Source organism: Caballeronia sp. LZ008 (assembly GCF_031451435.1).
GTDB classification, from domain to species: Bacteria; Pseudomonadota; Gammaproteobacteria; order Burkholderiales; family Burkholderiaceae; genus Caballeronia; species Caballeronia zhejiangensis.
Genome location: NZ_JARUXK010000002.1, coordinates 940215 through 953824 on the forward strand (window position 1 = coordinate 940215; position 13610 = coordinate 953824).

The window sequence follows — 13610 nt, forward strand, 5'->3', positions numbered from 1 at the left end:
TTCGGATGGCTAACTTAATTACGATATTCGCGCTCGCCAGTTCTGCGGCACATGCGCAGCAGGACAGCGTCGCGATCGGCAAGAAACTCACGACGAACAACTGCGCCGTGTGCCACACCTTCGGCAAGGGCGAACCCAACGGACAAGGGCCGAATCTCTTCGGCATCGTCGGCAAGCCGATGGCATCGGAGCCCGGATTCAAGTATTCGGCGGGCATGAAGGCGGCCGCGTCGGGCAAGGTCTGGGACGACAAGCTGCTCGACGCGTGGCTCACCGACACGCAAGCCGTCGCGCCCGGCAACGCGATGACCTATTTCGAAGGCGACGAAGCACGGCGGCAAAAAATCATCGCGTATCTGCGCACGCTGCATTGAATCCGACATCAGGAGACTAAAGCATGAACCCCATCACCATGAGCGACGAACAGCGCAAGACCATCGCGCTCGAATATCTGCGCAGGCTCGATCGCGGCGCAGCATTCTTCGATCTCTTCGACGATCACGCCGAAGTCTATTTCCCCAAATGGGGCATCGCGACAGGCCGCGCGGCCTTTGAACAACTCTTCGCGGACCTCGGCTCGATCGTCGCGAAGTTCAAGCACGACCTCGCGTATCTGAACGTGATCCAGCAGGGCGATACGGTGGTCATCGAAGGCACGAGTTACGGCACGACGCAAAGCGGCGTCGACTGGCGCGCGGGCGTCACGCACGCGGGCCGCTGGATCGATGTCTTCGAGATCCGCGACTTCAAGATCCAGCGCTGCTTCATCTATCTCGACCCGGATTACGAAAGCGCGGACACGCAGCGCTATCCGTGGCTCGCGGATAAAAACGCGCAAAAGTAAGTACTTTCCCTAGGGCTGCGATCGAGCACGCATCGTTCGGCAAACGCGAACCTCGATTCATTGCCTCGCAGCGCTCGCCGCCCTAATCTTGATTCCAGCGCGACACCGCGAACGTGACCGCGGACATGGAGACAGACATGCAACAGACCCGACTCGGCAGCCTCGATAACTATCGCAAAGGCAATATCGAAATCATCAAGGGACAGGCATCGCATTACGTGATGTCCAACGTGTTCGACGTGGCGAGCCAGTCCGCGCCGTACGAAAAAGTGGTCGTCGGCAAGAACCTCAAGTACGTGATCGAAACGCTGCGCGCGGAAGGCGTGTCGGCGTGGTTCACGGCATCGCACGATGAATTCGTCGTCGCGCTCGATGGCGAGATCGACGTGCACTTCATCAAGCCTTCAGATGGCGCGCTCGTAAGCGCCGATATCGAAGGCTCGGTGAAACTCGAAGGCGAACCCTCCGGCCAGAAGATGGGCTTCGTGCGCTTGCGTCGCGGACATCAGGCGCTGCTGCCTGCGGGCGCGGCGTATCGCTTCGAAGCGAGAAAGACCGGCGTGCTGCTCGTGCAGACGATTGCCGGCGCGGAATCGGTCGAGAAATGGGCCGACATCTGCATCCAGTAACGCCGCCGCGAACTCTCATCTTTCGGAGCAAAAACATCATGGATCAAGCCATTTTCCTGCAAAGCGTCGTCGCCACCGACCCCGATGCGTCCACCGGCTATCGCACGTTCAAGCTCGGCGAGTTCGAGTTCAGCCGCGACGCGTATTTCGTCACCGTGAAGTGGCCGGCAGAAGGACAGACGCGCTCGCATCAGATGCACGCCGACGACTTCCTGCGCGCGATGATGCGCGACGTCGCGTGGGGTTTCTTCTACGGCTGGGTCAATTTCGATGAAGTGATCGGCACGCGCAATCACTACGGCAAGGTCGACATGTATGCCGGCGCGTACAACGCGAGCTTCCGCGAAGCGGGCGTCGATTACACGCAGCAATTCGAAACGCCGATCATCATGGCGACGTTCAAGGCAATCCTGAAGGACTGGGTGAACGAAGGCTTCGATCCGTTCGCGGCTCCCGAGGAAACCGGCTCGGCATTCGGCGCCAAGCACGGCGACAACATCGCGGCGATCGACCGCACGCGCATCGCGACGAAGCGCATGCCGGGCCTCGAAGGCGATTCGCCGTTGCGCGACGACTTCCCGGTGAATCGCCAGTTCGCGGATGTATCGCAAGACGAGCCGGAGATTCACGCGGAGCCTGAATTCGAAGGGCAATTGCACGCGTTCAGCCTCTTCAAGTATCTGTCGCGTTCGGACGTGACGTGGAATCCATCGGTCACGTCCGTGTGCAAGCAAAGCCTCTTTTGCCCGACGACCGAGGAATTCGTGCTGCCGGTTTTTCACGGCAACGATCGCGTCGAGTGGTTCCTGCAACTGTCGGATCAGATCATCTGGGATGTGGCCGACAAGGACACCGGCGAGCCGCGCGCGCGCATCACGATGAACGCCGGCGATATCGCCGCGATGCCCGCCGACATCCGCCACAAGGGTTATTCGCAGAAACGCTCGATGCTTCTCGTCTGGGAGAACGCGACGCCCGATCTGCCGAGGCGCTACGAAAGCGGCGAACTGCCGCCGTATCCGGTCGCGTTCTAAGCCGCCTACGGTTTCCCTTCGACAAGAACGATGCCTTGAAAAGGCGTCGCGGGGAACGCTTCGTCTTCAATCTTCGACACGAGCAAGACATGCAAACGCAACTCTTCATCGACGGCCGCTTCGTGGCCGCCCTGTCCGGCGAAACGCTCGCGACACTGAATCCGCACGACAACAGCGAGATCGCGCAAGTCTCGATGGCCGGCCGCGAGGATGTCGATCGCGCGGTTCAAGCCGCAAAAAAGGCATTCCCGGCGTGGAGCGCGATGGCGGCGGCGGATCGCGGACGCCTGCTCCTGAAACTCGCCGACGCGATCGAAGCGAACGCCGATGAACTCGCGCGCCTCGAATCGATGGACACCGGCCATCCGATTCGCGATACGCGCAATCTCGACGTGCCGCGCACGGCCGCGACGTTTCGTTATTTCGGCGGCATGGCCGACAAGTTCGAAGGCTCGGTGATTCCTGTCGAAGCCGGCTTTCTCAACTATCTGACGCGCGAACCGGTCGGCATTGTCGGACAAGTGGTGCCGTGGAATTTTCCGCTGATGTTCACGAGCTGGAAGATGGCGCCCGCGCTCGCGGCGGGCAATTGCGTCGTGATGAAGCCCGCCGAACTCACGCCCTTGTCGAGCCTCGCGATCGCGCAGTTGATGGCCGAGGTCGGCTTTCCGGCGGGCGTCGTGAACGTGCTGCCGGGTTTCGGTCACGTCGCGGGTCAATACATCGCGGAGCACCCCGAGATCGGCAAGGTGGCGTTCACTGGATCGACGGCGGTGGGCCGCAAGATCGTGCAGGCATCGAGCGGCAATCTGAAGAAAGTGCAGCTCGAACTCGGCGGCAAAGGGGCGAACGTCGTGTTCGGCGACGCGAATCTCAATGCTGTCGTGCAAGGTTCCGCGTTCGGCATCTTTCATAATCAAGGGCAGGCGTGCATTGCGGCGTCGCGGCTGATCGTGCACGAATCCATCGCCGATGACTTGCTCGAACGCTTTACGTCGCTCGCGCGCTCGATCCGCATCGGCGATCCGCTCGATCCGTCCACGGAAATGGGTCCGCTCACATCGCAGATGCATCGCGATCGCGTGCTTTCGTATGTCGATGTCGCGCGGGAGCAGGGCGGTCGCGTGCTCGCGGGCGGCAAGTCGCCGGACGCCGCGGGGCTCGCGAAAGGCTGCTATGTCGAACCGACCATCGTGCAGGCGAAGCCGACCGATCGCGTCGCGCAGGAGGAAGTGTTCGGCCCGTTCGTCACCGTCAGCACGTTCAGATCGGATGAAGAAGGCCTGGCGATTGCCAACGGCACCGAATACGGCCTGGGCGCGGGACTCTGGACGCGCGATCTGCAACGCGCGCATCTCTTCGCGCGGCAACTGAAGAGCGGCATGGTGTGGATCAACTGCTACAAGCGCGTGAGTCCGGGATCGCCTTTCGGTGGCGTCGGCGCGAGCGGATACGGACGCGAGATGGGCTTCGAAGTGATGCGCGAATATACTCAGGCAAAGTCGGTGTGGGTGAATGTCGACGCCAATATTCCGCCTTACTATCCACGTTGAGCGCACCCGAAATCATGCAATCGTTCGTTTATCAGGGCATGCCGTCGCGCGTCGTGTTCGGTGCGGGAAGCATCGAACACGTCGAACGCGAGATCGAACGTCTGGGCGCAAGGCGCGCGCTCATTCTCTCGACGCCTCCGCAACGCGATCAGGCCGAAGCGCTCGCCGAACGCATCGGACATCGCGCGGCGGGCGTGTTCGCCGAAGCGGTGATGCACGTTCCCGTCGAAACGGCGCGCGCGGCGCGGGAGTATGCGGAGCGCATCGGCGCGGATTGCGCGATCGCCATCGGCGGCGGCTCGACGACCGGTCTCGGCAAGGCGATCGCGTTGACATCGTCATTGCCGATACTCGCCGTGCCGACCACTTACGCAGGCTCGGAAATGACGCCGATCTACGGCCTCACCGAAGCCGGCTCGAAGAGGACCGGCCGCGACATGCGCGTGCTGCCGAAAACCGTGATCTACGATCCGCAACTCACGGTCTCGCTGCCCGCGTCGCTTTCGGTGACGAGCGGCATCAACGCGATCGCGCACGCTGCCGAAGGACTGTACGCGCAGGACGCGAATCCCATCGTGAGCCTGATGGCCGAAGAAGGCATTCGCGCGCTCGCGCAAGGCATCGGCAAGGTCGTCCGGAATCCTGAAGATATGAATGCGCGCAGCGATTGTCTCTACGGCGCGTGGCTGTGCGGCGCGGTGCTCGGAAGCGTAGGCATGTCGTTGCATCACAAGCTGTGTCATACGCTCGGCGGTACGTTCAATCTGCCGCACGCGGAAACGCATACCATCGTGCTGCCGCACGCGCTCGCCTATAACCGCGATGCCGCGCCCGGCGCCATGAAGCGCATCGCTCGCGCATTGGACGCCGACGATGCCGCGCAAGGCACATTCGAACTCGCACGAACGAACGGCGCGCCGACCGCGCTCAAGGACATCGGCATGAAGGAGAGCGATATCGACATCGCCGTCGATATCGCGTTGAAAAGCCCGTACTGGAATCCGCGTCCGGTCGAACGCGCGCCGCTGCGTGCGCTGATCGAAGCGGCCTACGAAGGACGACGACCATGAACGAACACCTCACGCAATCCGTCGCCGACGCCTTCGGCCAATGCGCCGATGCGCGCACGAAGGAGATCGTCGTCGCGCTGGTGCGTCATCTGCATGCGTTCGCGCGCGAAGTGAACCTCACGCACGACGAATGGCGACGCGGCATCGAGTTCCTCACGGCGACGGGCAAGAAGTGCGACGGCATCCGGCAGGAGTTCATTCTGCTGTCGGATACGCTGGGGCTTTCCATCGTGCTCGACGACATCAATCAGCATCACGATGAAGCCGCGACCGAAAGCAGTTTGCTCGGCCCGTTCTATCGCGATGGCGTGCAGGAATCGGCGTTCGGCGCGAACATCGCGCAAAGCGATGGCGAGCCGGTTTTCTTTTATGGCACGGTCGGCGACGTGAACGGCAAGCCCGTCGCCGATGCGCTGATCGAAGTCTGGCAGACCGCGCCGAACGGCATGTACGAAGGGCAAGACCCGGATCAGCCGGAAGGCAATCTGCGCGGGCGCTTTCGCACGAATGCCGACGGCGCGTACGCGTTCCATTCGATCAAGCCGACGAGCTATCCGATTCCGACCGATGGTCCCGTCGGCCAGATGCTCGTCGCTACGGGACGTCATCCGATGCGTCCCGCGCACATCCACTTTCGTATCGACGCACCCGGCTACGAGCCGCTGACAACCGCGCTCTACTCGTCCGACGATCCGTATGTGAACTCCGATGCAGTGTTCGGCGTGAAGCGCTCGCTCGTCATCGAGTATGTGGCGAAGGAGGGCGGTTACGAGGTGGCGCGCGATTTCACGCTGCTCATGAAGGAGCGCGCGTGAACGTTCTTTGCGCGCTCGACGACATTCCCGATGGCGGCGGCTTCGAAGCCGCGCCATCGGTTCTCGTTCTGCGACGCGGCGGCGATGCGTGGGCGTATCGCAACGTTTGCCCGCATTTCTCGATACCGCTCAACTACGAGCCCGACGCGTTCTGGACCTATGAAGGCGCGCTGCTGATGTGCGCGCATCACAGCGCGATGTTTCGCTTCGAAGACGGCGTGTGCGTCGATGGTCCATGCCTTGGCGCGAGCCTCAGGCACATACCCATCCGCATCGACAATGGCCGCGTGCTGATCGAAGGCGAAAGCATCACATAGGATGCGCCGCGACGAAGTTCTTGTACGCGGCATAGGCGTCCTTCTGCGTGTGGCCGTCGTTCTCGAGCAAGCCGTATGCGCCGCCGCCCGGAAGACCCGCCGGATCGTCGTAGAGTTGGTACGTCTGAACCGATTCGATGCCGTAGGTCGATGCGAGCGCGACGAACTGCGCCAACATCTTGTTGCCGACGAGATATGCCGCGATCTGCTGATCGGTGCCGAAGTTCGGGCGCACGCCGGCCTCGTTGATCCAGATCGGCTTGCCGAGCGCCTGAAGCGCCGCGAGCACGTTGTGACAGCCCGTGCCGCCGCACGCGTTGGTGATGTCGTTCATGTCCGAGTACCAGTGCCACGCGGTGATGTCCCAATTCACGACCTCATGCCCCGTGCTGCCATCCGGCTCCGTGCCGGCCGCGAGCATTTGCGCGAAGCCGTAGTGCAGCCAGGTGCCGCCGCCCAGAATGATCTTCCCCGACGTATCGACCGACTTGATGCCCGCGATCATCCCGCGAATGACGCCGCGCAGGATCCTGAACTTGACGGCATCGTATTGCGACGGAAGCACGCCATCGACATTGCCGAGCAGCAGCGCCGATTCCATCTCGTTCGTGACCTCGTAGTACGCATAGCGGCGCGAACTCGCCGTCTGTTGGCCGAGCGCGAAACCGGCGTTGTAGCCGTCGGTTTCGTTGATGAACGTGGCGATATCCATCAGGATCACCGGATACACGGTCACGCCGCCTGCCGCCATGATGTCGGCGATGCCCGCGAGCTTGTTCGCGGTGCCCTGGCTATAGACCTCGTTGCGATACAGCTTCGCGCCGAGATCCTGCAATTGCGAAAGCTGCAGCGCGGGGCTGGAGATATCGTAGGCGCCGCCTTCATTGTTGTGACCGTTCACGCCGTAGAAGAGTCGCGCGGACGGCGTCGGCGTCGGCGTCGTGGTGCCTGTGTTGCCGGTGCTCGCGTTATCGGTGCTCGTGCTATCCGTGCTCGACGCGGGAGCGGGCGCGCTGGCCGTGGGCGAAGATGTGCCGCTCGACGCGGCGTCGTCGGAGGTGTCGCTCGCGGTGGCGGGCGGGCTCGTCGTGAGCTTGGTCGTCCCCGTGCCCGATGGCGATGTATCCGATCCCGTCACGCTCGCGGAAGAAGCCGACGCGCTGCCGCTCTGCGCGGCGCTACTCGATGATGCGTTGTCGCTGCTGCCGCCACCGCCGCCGCCGCATGCGGCGACCAACACGCTCACCGCTGCAACGAGCGCGATAGACTTGAATCGGATGAAGCGGAAGGCCGGAGCGAAGTTCGTCATTTCAATACGGATTACTAAGTGGCTGACATCCATCTCCACGAAGTAGGCGTACGTTGCGCGAGTCGTCCGGACGAACGCGGACGGACCGGTAACGGACCTTCGTCCCGCGTCGGACGCAGGAACGGTGGAATGCTTGTCGATTAACCCCGGTGAGCCGTCCGGAAGAGGGCGCTGCCGGACACGTGGGGCGAAGAGGAGACCGCGTCGAAGCCGGTCTCAATAGGGTTTACGGCAGGGATGAACGGGACTTGAACGAATTTCGTCCGATGCAAACGTTACGACGCGAAAGATCGGGAAAACTTACCCGGAGAGGGGACGGTCCGGTTCGAGCGCCGCGCCGCCGAGGATGGACGTGGCGTCGGCGCGTGCGTTGTCGAGCTGCACGACGCTCGCCTGACGCGCCGCGAGCGCATCGCGGTTCGCGATCGCGGTGAAGATCGCCTTGTGACGCGGTAGTGACAGCGCGTGCGTATTCGGGTGGCGGCTCGTGAGCTTGATCGACTCGCTGAGCGCGAGCGACAGCATGTTGCCGATATACGCGAGCATGTCGTTGTGTGTCGCCGCCATGATCGAGCGATGAAACTCGAGGTCCGGAACGAGCAGATCGGCGGCGGTCTGCGCACCTTCCATGCGCTCATACGCAGCGCCGATGCGCGCGATGTCGTCATCCGTCGCGGAGATGGCCGCGAGCGCGGCGGCGGCCGGTTCGATGATCTGGCGGACTGTCATCAGCGAGCGGAAGAACTCGCCTTCGGGAAGATGGCTGATGGTCCAGACGAGCACGTCCGGGTCGAGCATGTGCCATTCGTCGCGCGCGCGCACGACGCTGCCCACGCGCGGCTTCGATACGACGAGCCCCTTCGCGACGAGCACGCGCGTCGCTTCGCGCAGCACGGGACGGCTCACGCCGTAGCTTTCGCAGAGCGTGGGCTCGGCGGGCAGACGCTCGCCCGGCGCAATGCGCCCGCTGACGATCTGCATGCCGAGCTCCTGCACGATGCGTCCGTGCATGCTCTTGCGTTGCTTGGGGTTGCGGTAATCCATGACGCGCAGCTCGAAACGGCTATTGAGCGGTCGTCGCGCGCATCGCCCGATATTCCCGTCTCACGATATCCATCAGTTCCGCGACCGATGTGTTCGCGCTGCGCTGCTCGTAAGTCACGCGGCCGCGCTGCATCAACATGATGCGATCCGCGATGTCCAGCGTCTGCGCATAGTTGTGCATGATCATGATGATCGAGAGGCCGCCCTTTTCCTTCAAACGCATCACGAGATCGATGATGAGCGCGGCCTCGCGCGCGCCCATCGCGGCGAGCGGCTCGTCGAGCAACAGGATTTTCGCGTTCGAATGCACCGCGCGCGCGACCGCGATCGCCTGACGCTGACCGCCCGACAGACGCTCGACCGGCAGATCGACCGAAGGCACATGTACGCCGATATCCTCGAGACATTGCGCCGCGCGCTCGCGCATCTGCTTGTGGTCGACGAGCCTGAACGGACCGCGCCGCACGATCTCGCGATTGAGGAACATGTTGTGATAAATCGACAGCGAATTCGCGAGCGCAAGGTCCTGATACACGCATTCGATGCCGAGCGCGCGCGCATGATCGACGGACTTCAGCAGCGTTTCCTCGCCGTGCACATGCAGCGTGCCGCTCGTCTGCTGATGAAAGCCCGTGAGAATCTTCACGAGCGTCGACTTGCCCGCGCCGTTGTCGCCGAGAATGCCGAGAATCTCGCCACGGCCGAGCGTAAGCGACACGCCGTCGAGCGCCGTCACCGCGCCGAAGCGTTTGACGAGCTTGTCGCCGCGCAGCGCGAGATCGGTGGCGGCTGCTGCTTGCGGGTCTGCCATCACCGTGCTCCCTTGCGGCGAATGCGGCCGATGTGGATATTGAAGATCATCGCGGCGAGAATCGCGGCGCCGAGAATGATGTTGAACGTGAACGCGTTGATGCCGATGAGCGTGAAGCCATCGCTCAGAATGCCGAGCACCGCCGCGCCGAGCAGTCCGCCGACAATCGTGCCCGAGCCGCCCGTCAAGGGCGTCCCGCCGATCACGGCAGCGGCCACGGCGAGGAACATGATCTGATTGCCGCCCGCTTGCGGATCGATCGACGTAATGCGAAAGCTTTCGAGAATGCCCGTGAATCCGGCGAGCACCGCCGCGAGCACGAAATTGCCGAGCCGCAGCCGGTTCACATGAATGCCCGCTTCGCTCGCGCCGAGCGGATTCGCGCCCGCCGCCTGCGTGTGCAGACCCCAGCGCGTATGCCGCAACAGCACATGCATGACGAACGCAATCGCAACGGTCCAGATGATCTCGCTATAGCCCCACGCGCCCATCACGGCGGCGAATTCCGGCGAGCCCGGCGTCGCGGCGGGCGTGCCCCGCGAGACGGTCAGCGTGATGCCGTTGATGAGAAAGAGCGTGCCGAGCGTCGTCACGAACGAAGGCAGGCGCAGAAAGACCGTCACCGCGCCGTTCACGAAGCCGATGATCGCCGCGGCGATGAGCCCCGCGATCACCGCGAGCCACATCGGCGCGCCCGCTTCGTTCGCGAACACCATCATGAACGGCGCGAATGCGAAGACCATGCCCGCCGACAGATCGATGTCGCCGCCGATCATCAGCATGATCTCGCCGAACGCGATGATCGCGACCGGCGCGACATACTGCGAAAGGTTGACGAGGCTCGCGTTGCTGAACAGGAAGTCGTGGTTGATGAACTGGAAGTAAGCCGCGAGCAGCACGGCCACGAGGAGGATGCGCAACTCCGGCGCCCAATGCGACGCCCACGCACCGCGCGGACTGGCGATCCGCGCGGGCGTCGTTGCTTTACGGGGTTCGTTCACTGTGTTCATCAGGACTTGATGGCCCCTTTCATCGGCACGATTTGCGGCTTGGTGGTCTTGCCTTCATAACGCGTCGACGTGTTGAGATACGGCTCGACCGTATCCTTCGTCACGAACTTGAGACCGGTATTGATGTTCGCCGGCCCGACGAGCCCGCCCGACGCGAGGAACACGAACGCTTCCATCACCGTGTAGAAGCCCTGCACGTACGGCTGCTGGTCGATGGTGAAATCGAGGAAGCCTTCGTGGATGAGCTGGATCGTCTGCGGCAACAGATCGAAGCCGCCGCCATGCACGCCCTTCGAAGGCAGGTTCGATTCCTTCATCACTTGCGCGACGCCTTGCGTGCTGCCGGCATCGACTGCGAACATGCCTTTCAGGTCCTGATGCCCGAGATAGAACGACTTGATCTTCGACAGTTCTTCGTTGACGGTCGCGCCCGTCGCAACGGTCTGAATGTCGATCTTCTTGCCGGATTTCTTGATCGCATCGCTCGCGCCGTCGAGACGCGGCTGAATGTTCAACTGTCCCGGCGTCGCGATGAAAAGCGCGACCATGCCGCTGTCGATCATGCTGGCGATTCGCTCGCCCATCTGATAACCCGACAGATACAGATCCTGTCCGATGTAAGCGAGCCGCGGATTCGTCTTGCCGCGCGGCGCATCGGCGTTGTAAGCGAATACGGGAATGCCGGCGTCGAGCGCGGCCTGAATGGGCTTGTCGAATGCGTTCGGATCGACGATCGGCACGGCGATCGCATCGGCTTTCGCAGCGATCGCAGAATTCACCGCGCGCACCATTTCGCCCGCGTCGGACGTGGCCGAGCCGGTCCACTGATAGTCCATGCCGAACATGGAGCACGCATCCTGAATGCCGTATTGCGTCGGCACGAAGAACGGGTTCGTCGTCACATGATTGACGAACACGATCTTCCATTTCTTGTGCTGCGGAAACGCCGCTTCGGCCGCTTGCGCGGACGAGATCAAACCGCCGCCACCGGTCACGCCGCCCAGGAGCGACAGCGCCGCGCCGAGTCCCGCGCCCTGCATGATGCCGCGCCGGCCCGCGCTGATGAGCTTGCTGTCGTTTGCGTCGTCATCCCGATTCTGCGCCATGTGTTCCTCCGGTCTCTTCTTCGTTGGTCGATGGGTCGACTCATCGTCGATCGCTGTCAGATACTGGGTTTCACGGCACGTCATACACACGCGGCTTTCATCGATGAAAGAACGAAGCGTTGCGGATGACCATGCGAACAGTGCGAGAGGGCGATTCGAGAGCGCGGCGTTTTGAACTAGTAATTGGGACGACGAAGCCCGCGCGCTGACTTCAATAGACAAACTATATGCAGAGTGTTTTGACGTGGCGATTAGCGTTTTCCCGGTACGCCCCATCGATATAGTCATGCTATTTATAGGTCTTTCCCATCAAGTGATCAAAGCCATGAGCGCCCCAAAAGCCAAGCTCCGTTCGGCCGCGTGGTTCGGCACCGCCGACAAGAACGGGTTCATGTACCGGAGCTGGATGAAAAACCAGGGCATTCCGGACCACGAGTTCGCGGGCAAGCCGATCATCGGCATATGTAATACGTGGTCCGAACTAACGCCGTGCAATTCGCACTTCCGCAAGCTCGCCGAGCACGTGAAGCGCGGCGTGTTCGAAGCGGGCGGGTTCCCCGTCGAGTTTCCGGTGTTCTCCAACGGCGAATCGAATTTGCGTCCCACCGCGATGTTCACGCGCAATCTCGCGAGCATGGACGTCGAGGAAGCGATACGCGGCAATCCCGTCGATGCGGTCGTGCTGCTCGTCGGCTGTGACAAGACGACGCCCGCGTTGCTGATGGGCGCGGCGAGCTGCGACGTGCCCGCGATCGTCGTCTCGGGCGGACCGATGTTGAACGGCAAGCACGAAGGACGCGACATCGGCTCGGGCACGGTCGTATGGCAACTCAGCGAGCAGGTGAAGGCGGGCAAGATTTCGATTCACGAGTTCATGTCGGCGGAAGCGGGCATGTCGCGCTCGACGGGCACCTGCAACACGATGGGCACTGCATCGACGATGGCGTGCATGGCCGAAGCGCTCGGCGTCACGCTGCCGCACAACGCCGCGATTCCGGCGGTCGATTCGCGTCGCTATGTGCTCGCGCATCTGTCGGGCATGCGTATCGTCGAAATGGCGCTCGAGGATTTGCGTCTGTCCAAGCTGCTCACGCGCGAGGCCTTCGAAAACGCGATTCGTGCGAACGCGGCGATCGGCGGATCGACGAATGCGGCGATTCATTTGAAGGCGATCGCGGGGCGCATCGGCGTGAAGCTCGAACTCGACGACTGGACGCGCATCGGTCGCGGCACGCCCACGCTCGTCGATTTGCAGCCTTCGGGCCGCTTCCTGATGGAAGAGTTCTACTACGCCGGGGGCTTGCCCGCCGTCTTGCGGCGTCTCGGCGAAGCGAACCTGATTCCGCATCCGGATGCACTCACCGCGAACGGCCACACGCTGTGGGAGAACGTGAAGGAAGCGCCGCTCTACAACGACGAAGTGATTCGGCCGCTCGACAAGCCGCTCGTCGCCGATGGCGGATTGTGCGTGCTGCGCGGCAATCTCGCGCCGAATGGCGCGGTGCTGAAGCCGTCGGCGGCGACGGCTGCGTTGCTGAAGCATCGCGGGCGCGCGGTCGTGTTCGAGAACTTCGACGACTACAAGCACCGTATCGCCGATCCCGATCTCGATGTCACGGCGGACTCCGTGCTCGTCATGAAGAATTGCGGGCCGAAGGGTTATCCGGGCATGGCGGAAGTCGGCAACATGGGCTTGCCGCCGAAGCTGCTCGCGCAAGGCGTGACGGACATGGTGCGCGTGTCGGATGCGCGCATGAGCGGCACGGCGTATGGCACCGTCGTGCTGCACGTCGCGCCCGAGGCACGCGCGGGCGGGCCGCTTGCGATCGTGCGCGATGGCGACTGGATCGAGCTCGATTGCGACAACGGCGTGCTACGCATCGACATCGGCGACGATGAAATCCGCGCGCGCCTCGATGCGTGGAACGCGGCGAAGAGCGAGATTCCCGAGGATAAAACGGGTTATCGCAAGCTGTACGTCGAGCACGTTCTTCAGGCCGATGAAGGTTGCGACTTCGACTTTCTCGTCGGATGCCGTGGCGCGGAAGTGCCGAAGCATTCGCACTAG

15 protein-coding genes are annotated in these 13610 nt (G+C 62.7%); 10 read left to right on the forward strand and 5 right to left on the reverse strand.

From position 1 onward, the window contains the following. Positions 1-5 precede the first annotated feature (5 nt). The 8 genes from QCE49_RS18640 to QCE49_RS18675 all read left to right on the forward strand — a co-directional run bounded on the left by QCE49_RS18640 (position 6) and on the right by QCE49_RS18675 (position 6262). Entirely contained in the window at positions 6-374 is a 369-nt protein-coding gene (locus tag QCE49_RS18640; RefSeq protein ID WP_250441622.1) for a cytochrome c family protein, read from the forward strand. A 23-nt stretch (positions 375-397) separates the two neighbouring features. Continuing rightward, a complete protein-coding gene (locus QCE49_RS18645; RefSeq protein ID WP_008346123.1) occupies positions 398-844 on the forward strand; it encodes a nuclear transport factor 2 family protein in 447 nt (148 codons plus the stop codon). A 137-nt stretch (positions 845-981) separates the two neighbouring features. After that, the gene (locus QCE49_RS18650; protein ID WP_033536925.1) at positions 982-1473 is read left to right on the forward strand and encodes a hypothetical protein; all 492 of its coding nucleotides are present in this window, start codon (positions 982-984) and stop codon (positions 1471-1473) included. A gap of 38 nt (positions 1474-1511) precedes the next feature. Further along, positions 1512-2507, forward strand: coding sequence for a hypothetical protein (locus QCE49_RS18655; protein ID WP_033536888.1), 996 nt, complete (start codon positions 1512-1514; stop codon positions 2505-2507). Positions 2508-2596: 89 nt separating this feature from the next. Continuing rightward, a complete protein-coding gene (locus QCE49_RS18660; protein ID WP_250457775.1) occupies positions 2597-4060 on the forward strand; it encodes an aldehyde dehydrogenase family protein in 1464 nt (487 codons plus the stop codon). Positions 4061-4074: 14 nt separating this feature from the next. Continuing rightward, positions 4075-5130: a maleylacetate reductase gene (locus QCE49_RS18665; protein WP_250437526.1), complete on the forward strand. Its 1056-nt coding sequence runs from the start codon at positions 4075-4077 to the stop codon at positions 5128-5130. Then, positions 5127-5945, forward strand: coding sequence for an intradiol ring-cleavage dioxygenase (locus QCE49_RS18670; protein ID WP_250457776.1), 819 nt, complete (start codon positions 5127-5129; stop codon positions 5943-5945). Before QCE49_RS18665 ends, QCE49_RS18670 begins: the two co-directional genes overlap by 4 nt. Beyond that, entirely contained in the window at positions 5942-6262 is a 321-nt protein-coding gene (locus QCE49_RS18675; RefSeq protein WP_008346109.1) for a Rieske 2Fe-2S domain-containing protein, read from the forward strand. Before QCE49_RS18670 ends, QCE49_RS18675 begins: the two co-directional genes overlap by 4 nt. On the opposite strand, the gene QCE49_RS18680 is transcribed toward QCE49_RS18675, so the two are convergent. Next, positions 6255-7163, reverse strand: coding sequence for a lipopolysaccharide biosynthesis protein (locus QCE49_RS18680; RefSeq protein WP_175980308.1), 909 nt, complete (start codon positions 7161-7163; stop codon positions 6255-6257). The two genes, QCE49_RS18675 and QCE49_RS18680, sit on opposite strands and share 8 nt — an antisense overlap. Before the next feature lie 40 nt (positions 7164-7203). Here QCE49_RS18680 and QCE49_RS18685 point away from each other — a divergent pair, with 40 nt between their 5' ends. Next, a complete protein-coding gene (locus tag QCE49_RS18685; RefSeq protein WP_309806273.1) occupies positions 7204-7617 on the forward strand; it encodes a hypothetical protein in 414 nt (137 codons plus the stop codon). A 254-nt stretch (positions 7618-7871) separates the two neighbouring features. On the opposite strand, the gene QCE49_RS18690 is transcribed toward QCE49_RS18685, so the two are convergent. Genes QCE49_RS18690 through QCE49_RS18705 form a run of 4 tightly spaced genes read right to left on the reverse strand, consistent with a single transcriptional unit; the run spans position 7872 to position 11542 of the window. Next, positions 7872-8615, reverse strand: coding sequence for a FadR/GntR family transcriptional regulator (locus QCE49_RS18690; protein ID WP_008346102.1), 744 nt, complete (start codon positions 8613-8615; stop codon positions 7872-7874). Positions 8616-8634: 19 nt separating this feature from the next. Beyond that, a complete protein-coding gene (locus QCE49_RS18695) occupies positions 8635-9426 on the reverse strand; it encodes an ATP-binding cassette domain-containing protein (RefSeq protein WP_008346100.1) in 792 nt (263 codons plus the stop codon). After that, the gene (locus QCE49_RS18700; RefSeq protein ID WP_008346099.1) at positions 9426-10436 is read right to left on the reverse strand and encodes an ABC transporter permease; all 1011 of its coding nucleotides are present in this window, start codon (positions 10434-10436) and stop codon (positions 9426-9428) included. Before QCE49_RS18700 ends, QCE49_RS18695 begins: the two co-directional genes overlap by 1 nt. Further along, positions 10436-11542 carry a sugar ABC transporter substrate-binding protein gene (locus tag QCE49_RS18705; protein WP_008346098.1) on the reverse strand — a complete coding sequence of 369 codons (1107 nt, stop codon included), beginning with the start codon at positions 11540-11542 and terminating at the stop codon, positions 10436-10438. Before QCE49_RS18705 ends, QCE49_RS18700 begins: the two co-directional genes overlap by 1 nt. Positions 11543-11867: 325 nt before the next feature. Between QCE49_RS18705 and QCE49_RS18710 the strand changes: the two genes are divergently transcribed. Further along, positions 11868-13610: an IlvD/Edd family dehydratase gene (locus QCE49_RS18710; protein ID WP_008346097.1), complete on the forward strand. Its 1743-nt coding sequence runs from the start codon at positions 11868-11870 to the stop codon at positions 13608-13610.